The 21,555-nt window shown below is 71.3% G+C and carries 14 protein-coding genes; 8 read left to right on the plus strand and 6 right to left on the minus strand.

What is annotated here, in order from left to right; genetic code table 11:
- The first annotated feature begins 303 nt into the window (after nucleotides 1–303).
- Nucleotides 304–579: a hypothetical protein gene (locus AB0C20_RS12365; RefSeq protein ID WP_357190802.1), complete on the plus strand. Its 276-nt coding sequence runs from the start codon at nucleotides 304–306 to the stop codon at nucleotides 577–579.
- A gap of 96 nt (nucleotides 580–675) precedes the next feature.
- On the opposite strand, the gene AB0C20_RS12370 is transcribed toward AB0C20_RS12365, so the two are convergent.
- Nucleotides 676–2,496: a VanW family protein gene (locus tag AB0C20_RS12370; protein ID WP_357567965.1), complete on the minus strand. Its 1,821-nt coding sequence runs from the start codon at nucleotides 2,494–2,496 to the stop codon at nucleotides 676–678.
- A gap of 182 nt (nucleotides 2,497–2,678) precedes the next feature.
- On the opposite strand from AB0C20_RS12370, the gene nudC reads away from it, so the two are divergent.
- Nucleotides 2,679–3,596, plus strand: coding sequence for an NAD(+) diphosphatase (gene nudC, locus AB0C20_RS12375; RefSeq protein WP_357567966.1), 918 nt, complete (start codon nucleotides 2,679–2,681; stop codon nucleotides 3,594–3,596).
- Here nudC and AB0C20_RS12380 read toward each other — a convergent pair.
- Entirely contained in the window at nucleotides 3,493–4,710 is a 1,218-nt protein-coding gene (locus tag AB0C20_RS12380; RefSeq protein ID WP_357567985.1) for a polysaccharide biosynthesis protein, read from the minus strand. The genes nudC and AB0C20_RS12380 overlap by 104 nt on opposite strands.
- A 119-nt stretch (nucleotides 4,711–4,829) precedes the next feature.
- Entirely contained in the window at nucleotides 4,830–9,191 is a 4,362-nt protein-coding gene (locus AB0C20_RS12385; protein WP_357567967.1) for an alpha-(1->3)-arabinofuranosyltransferase, read from the minus strand.
- Between the two features lie 269 nt (nucleotides 9,192–9,460).
- Between AB0C20_RS12385 and AB0C20_RS12390 the strand changes: the two genes are divergently transcribed.
- From AB0C20_RS12390 to AB0C20_RS12400, 3 genes are read left to right on the plus strand one after another with little or no spacing between them, the layout of a single operon-like run.
- Nucleotides 9,461–11,236 (plus strand): hypothetical protein, encoded by a 1,776-nt coding sequence (locus tag AB0C20_RS12390; RefSeq protein ID WP_357190896.1) that lies wholly within the window; start codon nucleotides 9,461–9,463, stop codon nucleotides 11,234–11,236.
- Complete coding sequence (locus AB0C20_RS12395) at nucleotides 11,237–13,018, plus strand: hypothetical protein (RefSeq protein ID WP_357567968.1); 1,782 nt, start codon at nucleotides 11,237–11,239, stop codon at nucleotides 13,016–13,018.
- A gap of 35 nt (nucleotides 13,019–13,053) precedes the next feature.
- A complete protein-coding gene (locus AB0C20_RS12400) occupies nucleotides 13,054–13,248 on the plus strand; it encodes a hypothetical protein (protein WP_112589285.1) in 195 nt (64 codons plus the stop codon).
- Here AB0C20_RS12400 and AB0C20_RS12405 read toward each other — a convergent pair.
- Together AB0C20_RS12405 and AB0C20_RS12410 are read right to left on the minus strand one after the other, a co-directional pair.
- Nucleotides 13,233–14,411: a glycosyltransferase family 4 protein gene (locus AB0C20_RS12405; RefSeq protein WP_357190898.1), complete on the minus strand. Its 1,179-nt coding sequence runs from the start codon at nucleotides 14,409–14,411 to the stop codon at nucleotides 13,233–13,235. The two genes, AB0C20_RS12400 and AB0C20_RS12405, sit on opposite strands and share 16 nt — an antisense overlap.
- A 109-nt stretch (nucleotides 14,412–14,520) precedes the next feature.
- Nucleotides 14,521–15,786 (minus strand): acyltransferase, encoded by a 1,266-nt coding sequence (locus AB0C20_RS12410; protein ID WP_357190816.1) that lies wholly within the window; start codon nucleotides 15,784–15,786, stop codon nucleotides 14,521–14,523.
- A 111-nt stretch (nucleotides 15,787–15,897) separates the two neighbouring features.
- On the opposite strand from AB0C20_RS12410, the gene AB0C20_RS12415 reads away from it, so the two are divergent.
- The 3 genes from AB0C20_RS12415 (at nucleotide 15,898) to AB0C20_RS12425 (ending at nucleotide 19,730) form a co-directional block, all read left to right on the plus strand.
- Entirely contained in the window at nucleotides 15,898–17,094 is a 1,197-nt protein-coding gene (locus AB0C20_RS12415) for a DUF3068 domain-containing protein (RefSeq protein WP_357567969.1), read from the plus strand.
- A 395-nt stretch (nucleotides 17,095–17,489) separates the two neighbouring features.
- A complete protein-coding gene (locus AB0C20_RS12420) occupies nucleotides 17,490–18,113 on the plus strand; it encodes a DUF6230 family protein (protein ID WP_112700053.1) in 624 nt (207 codons plus the stop codon).
- 105 nt (nucleotides 18,114–18,218) lie between these two features.
- A complete protein-coding gene (locus AB0C20_RS12425; protein ID WP_357567971.1) occupies nucleotides 18,219–19,730 on the plus strand; it encodes a DUF6114 domain-containing protein in 1,512 nt (503 codons plus the stop codon).
- 121 nt (nucleotides 19,731–19,851) lie between these two features.
- Here the strand turns inward: AB0C20_RS12425 and AB0C20_RS12430 are convergent, their stop codons facing one another.
- Complete coding sequence (locus AB0C20_RS12430) at nucleotides 19,852–21,522, minus strand: DUF885 domain-containing protein (RefSeq protein WP_357190823.1); 1,671 nt, start codon at nucleotides 21,520–21,522, stop codon at nucleotides 19,852–19,854.
- Nucleotides 21,523–21,555 lie beyond the last annotated feature (33 nt).

The raw sequence follows: 21,555 nt of genomic DNA on the forward strand, positions 1-21,555 counted from the left end.
TAAGCCCGACAAGGTCACGCTCGATCCTTGGTTGTAGTGGTATCCGCGCGTCCTGATGCCACTAACTACATCCAGGATGTTGCGCGGGCCTGCGGCTGCGGCCAAGCGGAGGTCAGCGATCGTACGGTCAGCAGGTCAGCAGTCTGGGGTCTGCCCCGAGCCCTGCCCCGCGCACCCTCTCTCACCCGCGATCTTGCAGTTTGTGCGGCGACAAATCGGCTCAGAGTTCGCGTTGCGACGACCGAAAGTGCAAGATCGCGGTGGTTCAGGAGTGGGTCTGGGGCTCGGGGCTAGGCTCGGCCCGTGGATGAGGTCCTGATATTTGCGGTGTTCGCCGGCTGCGTGGCGGCGGTGCTGGGCATCCTCTGGTGGCTTGCGTCCCGGGTCCGCCGTCGTGGCGTTGGGGGCGAGGTGATGGGTCCGTTCGAGGAGATGTGGCACCCTGCGGCGCACCGGTTCCGGGCCGAGATCCGGGTGCAGGAGACTCGCAGGGTGCCGATGCCACCGCAGGGCGGCAAGCGCAATGGGCACGGCGGCAACGCTGGTGACCTGACGCCAGGCCTGAGCGGACCGCGCTGACCCGAGTTGACCGCGGGCCTGAGCCGACCGCAGGCGTGAGCTGGGCTTGGAGCTGGGCGGACCTCAGAGCAGCATCGACGCGGAGCGGGTCGGGCCTCAGGACGGTTTCGGCCCGCAGACGTAGCGGGGTTCGGCGTCGTAGCGCCAGGTGAACTTCTCCCGCTTGACCACCACGCCGCCCTTCTTGATGACCCGGAAGGCGTCCTGGGTGAAGCCGTTGATGCCGTTGGTCTCGATGCACGAGGGGCCGGGAGCCAGATGGATCTGTTTCGGCGTCGTGATGTTGTGGCGCGGCCCGTACTCGGTCTTCACGCTGTCGTAGATCTTCGTGCTCCAGATCGACACGGTGATCGTGCTGGACGTGTACGACGTGTCGATGAGTACGCCGTACTCGGTGTTGTTGCGGAACTTGAAGTCCAGGTTCGGCCAGAAGATGGTCGACTCGATGACCGCCGGGTACCTGTCGAACCAGTACGAGTGCGGCTTGTGCTCGACGTCCTCCAATCCGGCGTAGTAGGTCGCGTTGAACAGCGTGGTGGTGAACTGCGAGGTGCCGCCGCCGACACCCGGCACCAGCTTGCCGTCGAGGATGACGGGTGCGTCCCGGTAGCCCTGGGCGTAGCCGCGCTCGCCGGTGTGCCCGTTGAGCGAGAACGTCTTTCCAGGTAGCACGACCGTGCCGTCCACCTTCCTCGCGATGGTCGCGATGTTCTGGCTGCGCGACGAGGCCATGCCGCCGGTGAATCGTGTGGTGAAGGTCGACACCCGCTCCTTGATGCCCAGACCGGCGAGCTTCTCCGCGGTCAGCTGCGGCGGCGTCGGCTTCAACTCGCCGGTCACCTCGCGGCCGTCCGCCTTGGGTAGCACGGCCAGCAGGTCTCGACTGAGGGCCGCCGTGTCCAGCTGCTGGCCGGATCGCCCCTCCTTGGCGGTGGGCCGGCCACCGGAAATGGTCATCGTGGCGTCCTTCGTTGGCACCTCGATGGCGGCCAGCTTGTCGCCGAGCGCCGCCCGCAGCCGCTTGACGTCCACCGAGGGGGTGAGCTTGCCGGTCTTGTCGGCGCTGAACCGGAGGCTCTTCGCGATGGCGGCGGGCGGGATCGACACCTGGCCCTTGGTGGTGCGCAGGGTGACCGGTGCGGCGACCGCCGGCTTCGCCAGCTCGCTGACCATCCGGTCCAACTCCTCCGGGGTGGTCGCCGGGTGGGTCTCCACCAGGGGCACGGTGACCGGGGCGCCGGCCAACCAGCCGGTGCGGACCACCTCGGCGGAACGCTCCGGCTTCAGAGCCAGCCCGGGCTTGGGCCGTACCACCTTCGGCGTGGTGCCCTGATAGGTGATCGCCGGCATCGTCATGCCCTGGGCCTGGTTGCCGAGCACCTTACGGAGCGCGTCGTCCAACCGACCCGCGTCGACTGTCACCACGGGCTCGACGGTGCGGGAGCCGACCAACCGGCTGACCGGGTGCGCGTCGGCCTCGGCGGCTGCCGCGACGGTCGCCGGCACGTCGACGGTCAACCCCACGTCGGCGGGGTTGATCTCGGCGGTGCGCCCGTCGACGGTGACCTTCAGCGGCGTGGCGAGCGTTGCCGCCCGCCGGTCCAGCTCTGCCCGCAATTCCCGGTCGGCGTCCGCGCGGCTCCGGCCGCCCAGTTCGGTGCCGAGCACGCTGGTGCCACGGGGAACGTCACCGGCGTACGCCCAGGCACCGGCGCCCGCCACGGCGGCGAGGACGCCACCGGTGATGCCGGTGGCGAGCAGCATGCGCACCCGACGCGGCCGGCGAGGGCCGCCGTCCGGCTCGCCGGGAGTGGCTGTGGTGACCGGCTCAGGTCCGTCGTCCGGCCAGGTGACCGCGGTGACCTGCACTGTGGGCCGGTCGTCGGCGGGTGGACTGTTTTCGCCGTACAGCGTCACTGCAACCTCGATCGCCAGGGTGCCGCGGGAGGTCCTCCCTCCCGGAGGCACCTACGGTAACGAATGCCCGGCCGTCCTCGTCGGCTACGCCCACCAGGCGCTGCTACCGCGTGTCGTTCGGCGTGTCGCGCCGGTCCGGGGGCGGTGCCGACGGCCGACCACCGACGTGGCACGGTGACCGGGTGAGCACTGCGGAGCGGGTGTTGGCGTACGGGGGCGGTTCGCTGGACCGGGCGGGACCGTTGCGTACCGATCCGACGCGGTTGGGTGCGTTGCTCACCGCGTCGACCACAGTGCTGTTGCCGATCTGGCGGGACCGTTGTCTCGTGGACGAGCACGGGCCGGTCCGGCTCGGCGCGGAGCGCGCGGCGCTGGTCCGGTCCGCCGCCGGCGAGACCGTCTTCCTGGGGCTCGATGGGGAGGCCGCCGTGTTCGCCGCGGACCTCTCCGCGCTCCCCGAGCGGTCCGCCGTCGAGATGGCCGGTGCGGTGCGGTCCGTCGACGTGCGGGCACTGGTCGGGCGGCTCGAACCCGGCGACGCGTCCGTCCTGGCGTACGCCAGGGGTTTGTTGCACTGGCACCGGCAGCAGCGATTTTGCGGTACGTGCGGCGCGCCGGCCGTCGCCGGCGGCGGCGGGCACCTGCGGACCTGCACCGGCACGGAGTGCGGACGTCTGCTGTTCCCCCGGATCGAGCCGGCCGTCATCGTCTTGGTCGAGGCACCCGGTCGGTCGGGGCGCTGCCTGCTGGCCCGGCACGCGGGTGCGGCCGAGGACGCGTACTCGACGCTGGCCGGCTTCGTCGAGATCGGTGAGAGCCTGGAGGACGCGGTCCGGCGGGAGATGGGCGAGGAGGCGGGCGTGACAGTCACCGACGTGACCTACCAGGGGTCACAGGCGTGGCCGTTTCCCGCCGGCCTGATGGTGGGCTTCCGGGCCACAGCCACCGCCGACGAGGTACGCGTGGACGGCGAGGAGTTGCTGGAGGCGCGCTGGTTCACCCGGGCGGAGCTGCGGGACCGGGCGTCCTCGGGTCGTCCGCTCGGTCGGGTGGACTCGATCGACCACCGACTGCTGACGGACTGGCTCGCGGAGGGCTAGTCGGCTCGGTCGCCGGAACCGGCGCGGGCCGACGGGCCGTCACCGCCATCAGCGCTGTGGTGACGATGGCAGTGCCCACTGCCGCGAGGAGGAGACCGGGGATGGTGTGCGGCCGGAGGGTCGCGGTGACGGCCACCAGGCCGGCCACGCCCACCCACAGCGGTGCCGCCGCCCAGCGTGCGCCGGCCGCGAGGCGGTCGTTGAGCAGCACGAACGTCACCGCGTAGAGCGCACCGACCGCCGCGAAGACTGGTGCGTACCGGCCCAGGTGGTCGTAGTCGGGCCCACCGGCGAAGCGGAATGCGAGCCCTCCGGCGAGCGTCGAGGCGAGGACCAGCACCGCGCCACACCCGCCGGTCACCGCGAGCGCAACCGTTCGGCTGCGCCGGTCACCGCGGGCCAGCCGCGGTAGGGCGAGGACGGCGGCGACCTGCGGTGCCCAGAGCGCGCCCTTGCTCAGGACGGTGCCGACCGAGTACGCCCCGGAATCCGACGCGGACAGCAGTTGCCGGGACAGCAGCAGGTCGGCGTAGGAGACGACGAGCATCGCCAGTGTCGCACCGCAGCCGGCGACAACCTGAGCGACTGTCAGCCGTGGGGCGGTGGACGACAGTTGGGGCTCGCGGGCGAGTCGGGCCAGGACCGCTGGGGTGAGGGCGGCGGTCAACGCGCCGACCGCCAGCGCGCCGGTCGGTCCCGCGCCGAGCAGCAACCCGGCGATCACGCCGCCGTAGCGGCCGGCGGCGAGCACCGCCATCCCGATGGCGAGTCGTACGAAGCGTTGGCCACCCTGCAACTCTCCGAGGGACCGGGAGGAGAGCACTATCGCCGCAGTGGTGACCGCCAGCAGCGCGGGCATCTCGACCGGGAGATCCAGGGCGGTCACCAGCAGCGGTGTCGCCGCGACCAGGGTTACCGCGCACACTGTGGCGGTGACGGCGGTCAGCCGCCGAGTGTCGGAGGCGCCGTGCCGGGCACGGTGCACGGCGACGGCCAGTTGCAGGCCGAGCCCTGGCACACCGACGATGGCCACCAGACCCAGGGCGGCGGCGAGCGTGCTGAGGTCGGCCGGGTCGAGCCGACGGGCGGCCAGGACCGGCACCAGGTAGGCCATGCCGTTGACCAGGACCCCGGCCACCGTGACGCTGACGCCGGCAGCGCCGAGGCCGGTGCTCCATCCGCGTGCAAGCTCCGTCTGGGCCGTCCTCTTGCGACGGACGGGTCGTCGAGGGCTCACGTGATCTCGGAGAAGGTCGGAAGCTGCCCGTCGGCCGGCCCGGCCGCCTGGCCGGGCCTCGCCGGTTCGGCCGGGTACGGCTTCGGTCCTTCCGCGACGAGCGCAGCGGCCGGAGCGGCTGGGGTCGCGGCGGTCGGCCTGGCCCGGCGTACGGGCCGCCGTCGGGCGGCGGTGGAGAGCCAGAGGGCACCCAGGGCGACGACGATGGTGAGTTGCACGAGCGCGTCGGTGTGCCGCCGCGTCGAGTCGAGGTAGAGCAACCCGGCGAGCAGGACGAGCGCGCCGGGGAGCCAGGTCTCGACGGCCCGGCTGATCGTCCTGGCCCGGTGTGGGTCGGCCGGCCAGGGCAGGCGGCGTGGGCCGGGTACCGCCAGCATGAATCCCGCCGCGACCAGTAGGCCGCCGATGAGGCCGCTCCACAGCACCAGCGCGGCGGCTCCGACGGCCAGCAGCGGCAGCGAGCGGGTGACCCGACGTCGGCCGCGTGGTGGGACGGCCGCCGAGGTTCGCCCGGTGGGCTGTCGGGCGGGCACCACAGCGAGCAGGACCACCACCGCGAGCAGGATGCCGCCGAGGAGAAGCCCCGCCCGGTACGGCGTGTCCGGGGCGAAACGCAACAGCACCTCTCCGGAGGCGCCGGCGGGAAGGATCCAGCCCTGCTGCCACCCGTCCACCACCAGCGGCTTCAGCGTCCGTCCGCCGATGGTGGCCTGCCAACCGGTGTTGGTGTTCTCCCGCACGGCGAGCACCCGGTCGACGGGGTGACTGGCCACCCGAACCCGTCGCTCGGTGGCCGCCCAGGATTCGATCTCGGTGGCGCTGGCGCTGGCGGTCGCCGAGGCCGGGGTGGTCGTCTTCGGTACCAGGGCAACAGTGGTGGGCGAGGTCAGCTGGCTCGAGGTGGCGACGACGCGGTGCTCCCCGCGGCCCAGGTCAAGCTGCCGGGGCGTTTCCCGGCCGCACGGCGTCACCGCCATCTCGCGCATTTCCAGCAGGTCGCGGAGCGTGCCGCGCAGCGTGGTGGTGACCCGTGCCGCGCCGATCTGGAGTGTCGGCCCCGATCCGCAGGCCAGCGACAGTGGTGTGTCGAGGCGAGGTCCGACGGTGGGCGCTCCGGGTAGCACCGTCACCTCGCCGACCGCGATGGGCAACCGCTCCGGCAGCCGCAGCTTGTACGGGTCGGTGCTGGTGGCCGACGGCTTGTCGAGGAACTGGATGGTGATCTCGTCGGTCCGCATCGGCGGGTCCAGGCGGAGCAGCCCGTCGTCGCCGAGCAGGCTGCTGCGGAAGCCGTCGTCGCCGACCACGCGCACACTGCCGAGACGGGTGGCGGCTGTCTTGTCGTCGACCGCAAAGCGGAGGCCGGTGATGGTCTGCGGCTTGAGCCACTTGAGTCGCAGGATCGGTGCCTCGTCGTCGATCGCCGGTGACCAGCTGGTGGCCGGGTTCCCGTCGAGCGCTGCACCGGCCCGGCCGGTCGGGTCGGGCACTGCCGTCGAGGAGGCGCTGATCTGCGCCGCGAGGCGCAGCGGCTGCGCGTCGGTCACCAGCTTGTCGAGGGCGTTGTCCAGGTCGGGGCCGGCCGTCGGCCGCGCCCACAGTTTGGCGTCGTACGCGCCGGCCGCCGGCAGGGTCACTGTCCGGTCGATGGTGGACCCGTCCTCGGAACCACGGATGGCGTCGGTGGAGCAGCGCGGGTGCCCGTCGACGGAGAAGCAGGCCGGCGTGGTGGGTGCCGCGGACACGACGACGGTCGCCGGCCGGTCGGTGACCGGTGCGGCGGGCAGGACCAGGGTGCGGCTGGTCTGGATACCGGGGATCTTGATCTCGGCGACACCGACCGAGCCGTTTCCGAACGGGCGCAGGTCGTACGCGCTGTCGACCGACACCCGGACCTCGCGGGTGGCGTGGACGCCGGGCAGTTCGAACACCATGTGGTCGCTGAACTGTTCGTTGGTGCTGCTCTCGTACCCGGCGCTGACGGTCACCGTAGTGGGCAGGGCATCGGCCTTCAGGTCGAACCACACCTCGACCCGGGTGACAGTCGTCGGGTTGGCGAGGTCCACCTCGATCCACTGTTGGTCGCTGGGCGAGTACGGCGCGGACTGCCAGGAGGTTGCCGGGTTGCCGTCCATCGCCGCGTACGGCTGGTGCTCGGGGCGGGCACCGCCGGGGCTGTCCACCTGCGAACGGGCGGTGGAGGTGCGGATCGCGTCGATGCCCTCGAAACGGGCGACGGTGGAGTGCGCCGCGCCCCACTCGGGCAGGTAGTCGTGGGCGGGTGCGGTGACCTCGAAGGTGTCGTCGGCGGTCAACGTCTGCGAGGTGTTGTCGCGCAGTCCGCCGAACGACACGTCCCGCCTGCGCAGGCCATCGGTCATCGCCACCGGTCCGGCGACGTCGGCTGTCGACGCGTCGCCGGCCAGGACCGTGGGTGCCGAGCCGAGTTGCCCGGCCGCGGCGAGGTCGAGCAGTGACTCGGGGCCGCCCACCACTGTCGTCACGTCGGATTTGTCGTAGGCGACCACCGGCTCGACGGGCCGGTCGACCCGGTAGACCTCCAGCGCCCGGACGGGCACGTCGAGCCCATGGTCGCGGAACTCGTCGGGAGACGAGGGCCCGCCGCGCAGGGGGCCGAAGGACGTGACGCGGGTCAGCCCGGGTGAACGTTCCAGCGCCTGGCGGACCACCGCTGGGCGGGCCGTGTCGGAGCGGCCGTGGTCGAGGTCGGCCCGGAACAGGACGTGGCTGATTCCGGATCGGGCCAGCAGGTCGGCCAGGCCGGTCGAGCCGGCGCCGGTGGCGAGCGTCGACTCGATCACGTCCAGCAGCCGGATGGTGGTCGGTGGGGTGAAGGGGATGGCGTTGCGTACGGCCCACCGGCTGTTGAGCAGCGGCTGGGTGATCTCGTCGGTGGTGTTGCCCCAGTCGTACGACGGGAAACGCGCCCCGGGTACGACGAGCACCCGCCCGCGTCCCGTGTTCGCGTCGAGCCATTCGGTGGCGTCGTGCCAGTAGCCGGGCACCTCCTTGACGCTGCCCGGGGTGGCGAGACCGCCCGCGAGGGCGGGCGTGGCGACCGCCGTGACGGCGACGATGGCGGCGCCGGCGGTCAGCCAGGCGCGTGCGACGGTTCGCGGACGGTGCCGTGCGGGCGCGGTGCGCGCCGCCCGGACGGCCAGCCCGATCAGGTGCGCCATGCCCAGGCACAGAGGTAGGCGGAGCAGGACGTCGAACTTGTGCACGTTGCGCAGGGGTGCGCCGACGCCGTCGAGGAACTCCCGCTGTGGCCCGGCGAGGATGTTCGGCAGGTCGCCGACGTGCCCGAGACCGACGAGCGCGACGCCGAGCACCAGACCGGTGATGAGGAACCGGCGGTGCGGCATCCCCCGGCGGGACAGCCCGAGCACACCGAGGGCGGCGACCGCCAGGGTGGCGGCGACCAGCACCGCCTCGTTGGCGAGTCGCGCACCGGACGGGATGGTCGCTCCGAACGGAGAGGCCAGGTAGGCGACCCAGTAGGAGGCGCCGCGCAACGTGGTCAGCCCGTCGGTGACGCTCGTGGTGTTTCGGGCGGTCTCGATGTAGTCCAGGAAGGGTGGGCTGTACCGCCCGAGGACCAGCAGCGGGACCAACCACCACGCGGTGGCCAGGGCCACCGCGCCGCACCAGGCGGCGATGGCGGAGACCCGGCGGCGTACGGGCTGGACGGTGGCGAGCCAGAGCATCGCCAGTGGCACCACAGCGAACACGGCGGTGGCGTTGACCCCACCGGCGCAGGCGACGGCGATGGCCGACGCGGCGACAGCGCGTCGCAGTCGCGTGCCGGCGGCGAGACCGACCAGCGGAATGAGCACCCAGGGGGCGACGGCGCTGGGCCAGGCTTCCACCGAGGACCAGCCGAGCTGGGTGAGGATGCGCGGTGACAGCGCGAAGGCGACGCCGGCGATCATGCGCCCGGCGGGCGTCCCGATGGTGAGCCGGCCCGCCAGGCGTACGGCCCCCAGGTAGGCGACACAGAAGAGCAGTGCCCACCACAGCCGCTGCACCACCCATGGCGCGAGGCCGGACTCCGACCCGAGCAGGAAGAACGGGCCCATCGGCCAGAGATAGCCGTACGCCTGGTTCTGTAGCTGGCCGAACGTGCCGGTGGGGTCCCACAGGTGCAGCGAGCGGAGCAGCCACCCGGCCGGGTTGACATTCAGGTCGACCTTGGTGTCCGGGACGACCTGGCCCGGGGCCTGCTGGAAGGCGAGGGCGGTGAGAGCGATGCAGATGACCAGGTGCCGGAACCGTCGGGCCGTGTGCCGGCTCCGGCTGGACCCCGGAGCGGCGTCACTGGCCACCTCTGCACGCATTTCGGCTCCTGTCTTCACCGGCCGGACGCGCACCTGCAGCCGACGACTGTCGCGCGACGTTATCCGGACCGGGCACGGACGGGCGACCAGGGGCGCTGCGGTGGCGTTATCGGGAGAACGGCCGTCCCCACGGCGTGTAAGCGTGTGGCAGGCTGCCGACCATGTCAATGCCAGAAGCTGAGGCCGAGACGCATCCGGAACGCGTCGCGTCCGACGGCGACGGGCCCGGGCCGATCGGCCGATGGCTCCGCGCCGACCCCGTCCGCGCCGTGGCGATCGCCCTCATCGCGGTGTCCGTCGCCTGGCGCGCCGGCCTCGCCACCCGTGGCTGGTTCTCGCAGGACGAGTTCGTCATCGCCGCCCAGGTTCTCGACACCGGGCTGGACGCGGACTATCTCCTGCGTACGTTCAACAACCACCTCATGCCCGGCGGCCTGCTGGTGGCCTGGGCGATGGTGCGGGCTGCGGGCTTCGCCACCTGGCCGTGGGTGTTGCTGCTGGCGGTTGGCCAGGCGGCCACCGGAATCGCCGTCTACCGGCTGTTGCGCGACCTGCTCCGGCCCGGCTGGGGCCTGCTCATTCCGTTGTGCCTGTTCGTGTTCAGCCCGCTGACGCTTGAGGTCTCCTCGCTGTGGTTGGTCGGGCTGCTCGTGCTGCCGATGCAGTTGGCACTGGTCATGGCGGTGGCAGCCCAGGTCCGGTACGTGCGGACCGGTCGCCTGCGGCACCTCGTGGCGGTCGCGCTCTGGCTGGTGTTCGGCCTGCTCTTCGACACCAAGTCGCTGCTGATCGTGCCGCTGCTGTTCCTGCTGACAGTCTTCCTCTTCACCTCCGGTGGCGTGTGGCGCAGCCTCGCGACGGCGATCCGCCGGTACTGGCCGGCCTGGCTGATGCTCGGCGCGCTGTCGGGGGGATACCTGGCGTTCTACCTGACGCGTCCCTCCGGTGAACTCCGGGACCCGACCTCGGTCGGTCCGGTCCTCAACTTCCTCGGTGACCTGGTCGGCGAGACAGTGGTGCCGGGTCTGCTCGGGGGTCCCTGGCGCTGGAGCTACGCCGGTGACGGTCCCCCGCTCGTCGACCCGTACGACATCGCCAAGTGGTTGTCGTGGGCGGTGCTGGCGACGCTCGTCGTGGTCACCGTCCGGCGGCGTCCGTCGGCCGGCCGGGCCTGGCTGCTGCTGACCTCCTACCTCGGCCTGGTCGCCGCGCTCTTCGCCATCACCCGGCTGGGCGGGCCGCTCGGCCCACTGATCGGCGTCGTCCCCCGGTACGTCGCCGACGTCGTGCTGGTCGCCGCGATCTGTGTGGGTGCGGCACTGCTGGGGATCAAGGACACCGACGAGGACGAGGTGTCGGCGTGGCCGGTGCCGACGGTCCTGCGGGAGCCGGGCGCGTTCGCTGTCGGCCTGGTCTCGATGATCATCGTCCTGGCGACCATCGGCGTGGGCACCCTGTGGAGCACTGCCCGTTTCGGGGACAACTGGAGTACGAAGTACGGGCGGGACTATCTCGCGACGACGCAGGCTGAGCTCGCCGCAGCGCCGCCGGGCACCGTCTTCTTCGACACCGCCGTCCCGGACCGGGTGATCGCCGGTTACTTCTGGCCGGACAATCTCCAGTCGCACTTCTTCCGCCCGGCCGAGCGTCGACCCACCTTCGTGACGGAGGCCGCGCGACCGTCGACGTTCGATGATCTCGGTCGGATCCGCCCGGTGGTGGTCCAGGGACGGAAGATCGTGCCCGGCCCGGTGGACGGTTGCGGGCACCTGGCCGAGGGCGGCCGACCCACCCGGATCCCGTTGGACGGGTACCTGGTGGAGTGGCCGTACGTGGTGCACTTCGGCTACCTCAGCTCGGGCGACTCGACAGCGCTGTTCCGGCTCGGGGACGCCACGCGCGAGATCACCCTGCGACGCGGGCTGAACGACCTGTACTTCCTGCTGGAGGGTGCGGGGGACGCCGTCGAGGTCACCGTCCAGACGCCAGGGGTCGGGGTGTGCACCGAGCTGATCACCATCGGCCGGGCGGTGCCGGCATCGTGAATGGTTGAGCCGACCGACGGCGTCGAGGCCGCACCGGTTCGGCGGGCGCGGCACACGCTGTCGCTGTACGCGGTAGCGGCGGCGGTCACCGTGGTGGTGCTGGCCCCGCTGGCGGCGCCCGGCTACGCATTGCTGTACGACATGGTGTTCGTACCCCGGCAGCCGTTGACCTGGGATCTCGTCGCCCCGGCGCAGAGTCTGCCCCGGGCGGTGCCGATGGACGCGCTGGTCTCGCTGGTCACCCAGCTCGTGCCGGGCTGGGTGGTGCAGCGGCTGGCGCTCGCCGGGGCGGTCTTCCTCGCGGCGGTCGGCGCTGGCCGGTTGGTGCCGACCGAACGGCGAGCGGTCCGGCTGTTCGCCGCGTTGGCGTACGCGTGGACGCCCTACCTCGCCGAGCGGTTGCTGATCGGGCAGTGGGGGCTGCTGCTCGCGTACGCCGCGCTGCCCTGGCTGGTGCGGGCGGCGCTGGACCTGCGGGCCGGGCGCGACGGCGCGCTCGCCCGGGTGGTGCTTGCCGCCGCTCCCGCCGCCATCACGCCGACCGGCGGTCTGATCGCGCTGGCAACTGTGCTGGTGCTGGCGTCGGACCGGATGCGCGCGCCCCGGTCGCTGCTGGCGTCGGACCGGATGCGCGCGCCCCGGTCGCTGCTGGTGTCGCAGCGGATGCATCCGCACCGGTCCCGGCAGGCGTTGGCAGCGGTCGGAGTGCTCAACGCGCCCTGGGTGGTCGCGGCCCTGGTCACCGGTGCCGGGGGTTCCTCGGACCCGGCGGGGGTGGCGGCGTTCGCGGCGCGTTCGGAGAACTGGGCCGGCCCACTGGTGGCGCTGGCCGGCACCGGTGGCATCTGGAGCGCGCAGGCCACCCCCTCCAGTCGCGCGACGCCACTGGTGCCGGTGGCGACAGTCGTGCTGCTGATCCTGGCCGGCGTCGGTGCGGGCCTGCTGCGGCACCGGCTACCCAGGGGTGGGGCGGCGCGCCTGGCGGTGCTCGCCGGGACCGGTTGTGTGCTCGCCGCGTTCGGGCTGCTCCCCGGCGGGGATGCCGCGCTGCGCTGGGCGGTGGTGCACCTGCCGGGCGCGGGGCTGCTGCGAGATGGGCAGAAGTTCCTGGCGCCGTATGCCCTGCTGCTGGTGGTGTGCGCGGCGTTGGGGGCCGAGCGGCTGGTGGCCCGGATCGACCGGGAGGTGGCCGGGGTGGTCCTGGTCGGGCTGCTGTTCCTGCCGGTGGCCGTCCTGCCGGACCTGGCGTTCGGCGGTGCCGGTCGGCTTCGGCCGGTGAGCTATCCGGCCGAGTGGCAGCGGGTGGCCGAGCACATCGAGGAGGAGCCGGGGGAGATCCTCGCGTTGCCGCTGAGCGCCTACCGGGCGTACCAGTGGAACCCTGGTCGGGTCGTCCTGGACCCGGCGCCGCGCTACCTGCCGGGGACGGTGCTGACCGACGACACGCTCCGGGTCGGCGACGTCGCCGTGGCCGGCGAGAACCCGCGCGTCCGTGAGATGCGCCGGGCGCTGGCCGAGGGACGGCCGGTCTGGACCACAGGGGTGCGCTGGGTCCTGGTGCAGCACGAGGTCTCCGGCGAGGTGGACTCTCAGGTGCTCGGCGGCCTGGAGCGCGTCCACGACGGACCGTTCCTCACGCTGTACCGCAACCCGGCGACGGTGCGGGAATCCGGTGGGTCCGGGCCGGCCCGACTGGCGGTGGTGGTGGCCCTCAGCGCTGCCCTTCTGGTGGTCATCGCTGCCGCCGTTTCGGCACTACACCGGCGAGCTACCGCGTGGTAACGTCCGCTCGCACGTCTCGCCATTGGAGGATTGGCATGCGTAGAGCTCTGACCCTGGTCGTGTCTGGCCTGGTGGCGGCGTTGCTGGGGATCCTGGCTCTCGGCGGGATCTCGGCCGCCGCGACCGCCACCGACGAGGAGGCCGCGAGTGAGGCCAAGCTCGTCTCGGAGGCGGCCAAGCGGGCCGGTAAGAAGGACCCGTACGCCCCAGCGGTTTACGGCGACAGGTAGGACGGCTCGCCCCGCTGCTGCACTGGGCGGGGCGACTCCACACCCTTGAGGATCGCCTCGAAGCGCCCACCCGCCGCCTGCCAGGTGAAGCTGGCGGCGTGCTCCCGGGCCTGGGCACCCATCTCCCGGCGCAGCTCATCCCGGTGCAGAAGCGTGCGCACCTTCATCAGGTAGTCGTCGATGTCGTCGGCCAGCAGGCCGGTACGCCCGTCGGCGATAGCTTCGGCGACTCCGCCCGCTGCCCGGAACGCCACAGTCGGCGTGCCCGCCGAACCCGCCTCCACGATCGTGAGCCCCCAGCCCTCCTTGAGGGACGGGGTCAGCGCCACCCAGGCCGAGGCGAGCAGGGCGGCCTTCTCCTCCTCGGTCACGAAGCCCCGGAAGTCCACCCGCTCGGTGATGTCCAACTCCGCGGCGAGTTCACGCAGGTGCGACTCCCACCAGCCCTGGCCGGCGACGACCAGACGTAGTTGGGGCAGCTCGTCGGCGAGGGCCGCGACGGCCCGCAGCGCCACCTCCACCCGCTTGTGGGGCACCAGCCGGTTCAGCGTCACGAGCAGTGGGAACGTCGCCCGTTCGGCGTCGGTGTGGGGCAGCGTCGGGGTGCCGTTGTGCACCACGGAGACCTGCTCCGGCGGCACGCCGAGCACTGCCAACTCTCGGCGGGTCGCCTCCGAGACGGTGACGTACCGGCACCGCTGGTAGACGCGTACGGCGAGCGACGATTCGATCCACCAGCCGAACCGGGCCGCCCACTGTGGAAGCACCACCGGCCACTGTTCGCGGTGCACGTGGTGGATCAGCTTGACCACGGGGCGTCGTGACCACAGCGGGGCGAGGAACGGCAACCCGTTGCAGACGTCGACCAGGACGTCGGGCCGGCCGCCGCGGCGGGCCGCCAGCGGGCCGATGCCCAGCGCGCCGCCCACGTAACAGAGTGCCGCCCAGAGGTAGACGCTGTGTCGGCCGCCGCGCCGCACCAGCCGTACGCCCGCCTCGTTGACCTCGTCGGCGGGAGCCTGGCTGTGGGCGGCGCAGAAGAGAGTGGCGCGGAATCCGCGCGCCACCAGTTCGGCGGCGATCCGTTCGACGTACACCTCGGAACCGCCACCCTCGGGGTTGCGGGTGTCTCGCCAGTTGAGGAACAACACGTGTCCGGGCATGCCGAAGCGACGCTCCACGCGAACCCTACTCTCAAGTAATTTAGCGACCCGCGTCACATTAGGGGCTGGTGTGCCGGCCGGCAATGCCCCGATGAGCCAGCGCTGCGCGCTACCCGCCGACGGTGGGCACCGGAGTGCCAGCAGCGACGGTCGGCGGTGTGGTGGCCGGTGCGGCCACGTCGGCGGCGGGGGTCCCGGACGTCTGCCCACGCCCGGTGAATCGGCGCCGACCCTGCGACCCGAGCAGTTGCAGGGGCCGCTCGACGCCGTAGTAGCTGACCGCCGCGTACACCAGGCCGAAGGCCATGGTGAGGGCGAAGGTGTTGAGCAGCCCGCCGGTGAACAGCTGTCGGTCGTCGACCAGGTAGATGAGTTCGATGACCATGGGGTGCCACAGGAACAGCCCGTACGAGACCGCGCCGAGCCACCGGGCGGACGAGCTGCCGAAGATCTCCTTGGCCCGGCTCGGCCCGCCGAAGGCAACCGGGATCAGGATCAGCGCCGCGATCACGAGGTAGAGGGCCAGCTTGACGCCGAACTCGGCGGCCGTCGGCTCGGTGAGGTCGCGGGGGCCGGCGACTGGCGTCGTCGCGATCGCCATCAGGCCGACGGCGGCGGCCCAGCAGGTGACCGGCGCCGAGGCCAGGTCGTCCAGGATCCGGAAGGCCGCGGGCGCGGTCCCGGTGCGCAGGGCGACGTGCGCCGCCGCCAGTGCCATGCCGGTGCCGAACCAGGCGGCGTACGAGGGGAACCACATGGTGTGCAGGGCGGCGTCGAGCCAGCCGAACCCCATCAGGGTGAGCCAACCGGCGGTGAGCAGCGCACTTCCGCTGACGATCACGATGGTCCGGACCGGACGCCAGGACCGGCCGACGGCGAGCACGGCGATCAGCGGCAGGATCAGGTAGAACACGACCTCGGTGGCGAGACTCCAGGTCTGGCTGAGCCCGGCGCGCAACTGCCCGGGTTGGTAGATCTGCGTGAAGGTGAGATGGCGGATCCAGTCGCCGACGGACGCCTGCCCGTTCTGCGGCAAGACGATCAGGCAGACCGCGATCGCCAACCAGTAGGCGGGCAGGATGCGCAGGGATCGCCGCCACAGGTAGCGCTTGGCGCGGGGTCGGGCCCGGCCCGTAGCGGCGTTGAGCGCCCACGGCCGAAACAGCAGAAACCCGGACAGTACGAAGAAGATGGCGACGCCGACGTCCAGTCGAGCCAGCCAGCCGCCCCAGGTGGTGTTCATGGTGACGGCGGTCTGGAACCCGACGTGGTGACCGACGACCGCCACCGCGCCGATTGCTCGCAGCGCGTCGAGGGCGGGAAGTCGGCCGGTTACCGAAGGCTCCGAAACTGTTGGCGCGGCGGCTGTGGACATCTGGACATCCAGGGGGTCGCTTTGAAGGTGACCGGGGAGTAACCTCCCGCCATGTTAAGGATCGGGTGCCCCGGACAACAGGTCGTAGGGCGGCAGGTTACAGGAGGATGAGTGAAGCTTCGCGTGGGCGCCGCGCTCTTCGGGCTTGGCGTCTTATTGCTGGTCTTCGCGGCCGGGCTGCCGTTTTATGTGGCCCCCGCCGTGACCAAGCTCCCCTACGATCTTGAGCCAACGACGTCCGTCGCCGAGGCGAAGAACGCCAGGTTCCTGAAGATCACGGCCACCGGTAGCTCGGTGAGCATCGAGGTTCCGCAGGGCGACCTGGTGTCCAACGTGGAGGTCATTCCGCAGCCCGACGACACCAAGGACCGGCTGCCCGCGGAGCTCAAGGGCGACGCGGTGATCTGGGACGTCTACCAGACGGTCCGGCGCACCGACAACCAGGACGTGGTCAGCCAGTACAGCACCGAACTCGCTCTCTACCGGATCTCCGGTGCGGCCGCCTCGTGGAAGGACCAGTGGCTCAACGAGACCGGGGCGGACGGGACTCCGGTCGGCAACGTGAAGTACACCGGCCAGATCTACAAGTTCCCGTTCGGCACCGACAAGCGCGACTACCAGATTTTCGACCGTGACCTGAAGCGGGCCACCCCGGCGAAGTTCGTCGGCACCGAGAAGATCAAGGGCATCGAGGCGTACCGCTTCGAGCAGCGGATCGAGAACGAGGTGCTGGCCACCCCGGAGAGCAGCCTCCAGACGCTGGTCGGCAAGTTCGCGCCCGGTGCCACCAGCGGTCAGATCGTCTACAGCAACATCCGGACGGTCTGGGTGGACCCGGTCACCGGCTCCTACGTGAACGTGCGGGAGCAGCAGCACAAGGAGCTGCGCCCCAACACCGGCACCCCCACCGTGCTGTTGGACGCGGACTTCAACTACACCGACGACACGGTCAGCCGCAGTGTCGAGACGGTAAAGGACAACCGCTTCAAGATCGGCCTGATCAGTTTCTGGGGCCCGATCGTCTCCGGTGTCCTCGGTCTGATCGCTGTCGTCTTCGGTGTGTGGCTGGTGACCCGGCCCGAGGGTGGGACGGCCCGGCACCGCGCCGAGCCGGCGGTGGACGACCCGACGCCGACCCGGGTGGACCAGGAGCCGGTGCGTGACACGGACACGGTCGAGCAGCCCAGGCCGCAGCCGGTCGGCGGGCCACTGAGCGACGAGATCCCGCCGGCTTCGACCAACTGGAAGTCTGAGGACCCGACCGTGCCGACCCAGCGTCCGGCTCCGGGCGAGGTGGAGCAGCGCTGACGCGCGTACGACCGACGTACGACCGAGGGGTGGACCGCGACGCGGTTCGCCCCTCGGTCTATGTGGCAACCCGTACGACCTGCGCGCTTTACATTTGTTATTCGATTGTAATTAGTCAATGTAGAGTCACGTTGCGCTGAACCTGCTGCCGCCCTACGCCCGCCTTGTGGCCATATAGGAGGGTTGCGAGGGCGCGGTATCTCACTTTCCGTGATGCCCCACCTCCGCCTGGTCGTCCGACTGTTACCGCTCGGTAATCAGGGGGTTGTGACCTGCGCCGCAGCGGGTGCACCATCAAGCCCGATGGTTACCAGCCGGTAACAGACCGCGGGCTCCCAGTGCGGGTCGCCCGCTCGAGACCGGCCACTCGCGCGCATCGACCCGAGGAGGAACCCGTGCAGGATCGGTTGGACAGTCAGGGTCGTACCCGATGGTGGCGTTTCGCCGCGATGATGGTGCCCGCCACGGCGGCTGCCGGCGCCATCCTCTTCGGAATGTCGACAGGCGCGATCGCGTCCGACATCACTGTCTCCGGGCAGACGTTCAAGATCGGCGCCGACCGCCTCGAGGGCGACGGCTTCAAGCAGTACGGCGGCATCGTCCGCGAGAAGGGCAAGGACGGGAAGTCCGGTCAGGTCCACCCGATCGCCCTCTCCGAGATCAGCAGCGCCGAGTTGTACAGCCTCTGCCAGTCCGTCCGCGCCGACCTGCCGGGCCTGCCGGTGGTGCTCACCATCAACGCCGGCGAGGGCAAGGAACCCGCCCGCGCCAAGGACCTGCTGATCGCGATGGACTCGTTGAACGGCAACGCGACCTTCACCAACATCAGGATCGGTCGGGACGCCACCGACCTGAACCCGACGGCGCAAGCCGGCTCGTTCGGTCAGAACTCCGACCACGTCACCATCACCAACCTGCAACAGGTCTCCCGCTACACCACGGCGGCCACGTTCAACCTGGTCGGCCTCCGACTCAAGGTCAACGTGGGTGACGACGCCAAGGGCAAGGAGTGCTTCTGAGTTGAGCCCAGGCCCGCGGTGGTCAGCACCGCGGGCCGGGTCCGACCCAAACCCGCTCGGTCCCGTCCCCGCTCGGTCCCGTCCCCGCTCGGCCAGGAGGAGTACGTGACAACCGCGAACCCGTCCCACGCCCGGCCCGGTGGTCCGGCTCAGGCGTGGCGGCGCTTCCGCCGCTGGCAGCGCAGCCGGCCGTTCTGGGGCGGATTGCTCATCGCCCTGGCCGGGCTGGAGATGTTCGCCTCCACCCGGATGACCCTCAACGGTCTCAGCTTCCACAGCGGCGCGACCGGCCTGCTCTCGCTGCTGATCCCGATCATCCTGGTGACCTGTGGCCTGCTGCTCTGGTTCACCCCGGCGCAGCGGCTGTTCTACTCGGTCGTCGCGGCGGTCACCGCTGTGTACTCGCTGATCGGGCTCAACCTGGGCGGCTTCTTCGTCGGTCTGCTGCTCGGCATCGTCGGAGGCGCGCTCGCCTTCGCCTGGACCCCGATCCACTCCACACCCCACGCCCCGCAACAGGCCGAGATCGAGCAGAACGGCGATGACCAGGGCGGTGCCGGCCTGGTCGACGTTGGCCTGGCTGAGGTTGGTGCCGACGGATCCGACCGTGGCGGCACCGAACAGGACGGTGTCGGCCAGGACGGTGTCGACGAGCGCGGTGTCGACCAGTGTGGTGTCGTGCGGGTCGATCATCCGGGGGCCGGAGCGTCCGACGAGGGTGCGCCGCCCGAGTGGCCGGGGCGTTCCGCTGATCCGCGAGCCTTCGCCATCGCTCTCGTGATCCTCGGCCTGGCGGCCGTCGGTCTGGCCAGCCAGCCCCGAGCGGTGCAGGCCGCACCGAACCGGCCGGCCTCGACCGGTTGTCCCACCCCGCCCCGGGCCGCCACCCCGTCGCCCAGTCGCAGCGCGACCACGCCGACGCCCACCCCGAGCCCTGCGCGGGGTGGCAACGTGATCACCGACATCCTGGACGGGATCGGCGATCTGCTCGGCATCGGAGACCAGGCGGACCCCGCGCCCTCGGTGCGTCCCACCGCCACGCCGACAGCCCGGCCGACCAGCACGGCGACGTCTCGTCCCGGCCCCGTCGACTGTCCGTCGCGGCCCCCGGGCAAGCCGGCCCCGGGCAAGCCCGGCAAGCCGGGAACTGTGCAGCCGGGCAAGCTTCTGCCGCGGATCGCCGCCGATCCGGCCCTGCCGACGGTGGCCCAGACGCCGTCGAAGCTCACCGGGTCGTCGGTGCGGATGACCGGGCTGCGGTTCGACGGGGTCACGGACCTGCACACGGTGAAGGGCGACCTCAAGGTGCTGAAGTTCAGCATGCGGGAGGCGGTGACCACCGACTTCCTGCTGCGGGCCGACGGCCCCGCAGGGCGCAACCAGCGGTACGCGACCAACCAGTTGACAGTGCGGGGAGACGTCGCCTTCTACGCGACCCGGTTCGTCGGTCGGCTGCTCGGCATCAAGATCACGCTGACCCCGGATCTGCCGCTACCGGACGGCCTCCCGATCACCTCGCCCATCCCGATCACATTCACCGACCCCGCCATCGACCTGGCGTACGTCACCAGCGACACGCTGACCGCCCGCCCGGCGTTGGCACTCACCCTCGGCTGAGCGCACAGCCGCAGAGCGGCCTCGGTGTGCAGCGCTCTGTCGCGCGAGCAGCCTGGGCTCCGGGCGTGGCCGCGCGCGGCGACGGACTCGTCGTACCGTCGGCGCGCGCAGCCACCGCCGGTCAGAGTCGGGCCAGCGCCCGGCGCAGCGGGTCGAGACCCAGCGCACCCAGATCCAACGCCTGCCGGTGGAACTCCCGCAGGTCGAAATCGGCGCCCTTGCGGGCCTTGGCGTCCTCGCGGGCCTGGAGCCAGATCCGCTCACCCACCTTGTACGACGGCGCCTGCCCCGGCCAACCCAGGTAGCGGTTCAGCTCGAAGCGCAGGTTCTCGTCCGGAACCCGGCAGTGCGCCCGCATGAACTCCCAGCCCAGCTCGGGCGTCCACCGCTCGCCCGGGTGGAAACCGAACGGATTGTCCTTCGGGATCTCCAGCTCCAGGTGCATGCCGATGTCCACGATCACCCGTGCGGCGCGCATCGCCTGGCCGTCGAGCATGCCCAGCTTGTCGCCCGGATCCTCCAGGTAGCCCAGCTCGTCCATCAGCCGCTCCGAGTAGAGCGCCCAGCCCTCACCGTGGCCGGAGACCCAGCAGAGCAGCCGCTGCCAACGGTTGAGCAGGTCGGCCCGGACGGCGGTCTGCGCCACCTGGAGGTGGTGACCCGGCACGCCCTCGTGGAAGACGGTGGTCACCTCTCGCCAGGTGGAGAAGTCGCTGATGCCCTGCGGCACCGCCCACCACATGCGACCCGGGCGGGAGAAGTCCTCACTCGGGCCGGTGTAGTAGATGGCGCCGTCACTGGTCGGTGCGAGGCAGCACTCGATGCGGCGGACCTGCTCCGGGATGTCGAAGTGGGTGCCGTGCAGCTCGGTGATCGCCTTGTCGGCCAGCGCCTGCATCCAGTCTCGGAATGCCTCCTTGCCCTGGATGGTCCGGGCCGGGTCGGCGTCCAACTTGGCCACGGCCTCGTCGACGCTGGCACCGGAGCCGGCGATGCGTCCCGCCACGACCCGCATCTCCGCCTCCAGGCGGGCCAGCTCGGCGAAGCCCCAGGCGTACGTCTCGTCCAGGTCGACCTTGGCGCCGAGGAAGTACTGCGAGGCGAGCTCGTAGCGCTCCCGGCCGGCGGCCTGCTTGTCCCGCCCGTGCGGGGCCAGCTCGCTACGCAGGAACTGGCCGAACTCGGCGGTCGCCGCGGTCGCCGCCGCCGCACCCCGACGCAGTTCCGAGCCGAGCGTGCCTTCCGCCCCGAGCCGCTCGACCAGCCCGTGGAAGAAGTTGTCCCCGGTCGGGTCGACCCAGATGTCGCACTGCTTGGCCACCTCGACCAGCTGCACCTTCGAGCTGACCTCACCGGCGGCGAGCGCCGCACGCAGTGTGGTCTTGTAGCCCTCCAGCGCCGCGCCGAAGCCGTTGAGCCGGGCGGCGATGTTGGCCTGGTCGTCGCTGGTGGCGGTGGGCATCAGGTCGAACACCATGCGGATCTCGTGCAGCCCGCTGGTGATCACGCTGACCTCGCTGGTCACCTCACCGGCGTCGTACCGGGCGAGGTCCAGGCCGAGTCGTTCCTGCATGGCCTCCTTGGCGGTCCGTTCCGATTCGGTCTCCGGCTCGGTCACCTCCAGCTCGGCGAGGGTCCGGCGGGTGAGGTCCGCGCGCGCCCCGTAGCCGTCGGGCGAGAGGTCGTCGAGCTGGTCGTCATGGCCGGCGATGCCGACGAAGGTGGCGCCGGTGGGGCTCAACGGCGCCCACTCGGCCACGTAGCGGTTGGCGAGTTCATCAATTCGTCCCACGCTGCGACCCTACGTGACCACCCCACCCCCATG

It is taken from the genome of Micromonospora sp. NPDC048843 (assembly GCF_040649965.1).
GTDB classification, from domain to species: Bacteria; Actinomycetota; Actinomycetes; order Mycobacteriales; family Micromonosporaceae; genus Micromonospora; species Micromonospora hortensis.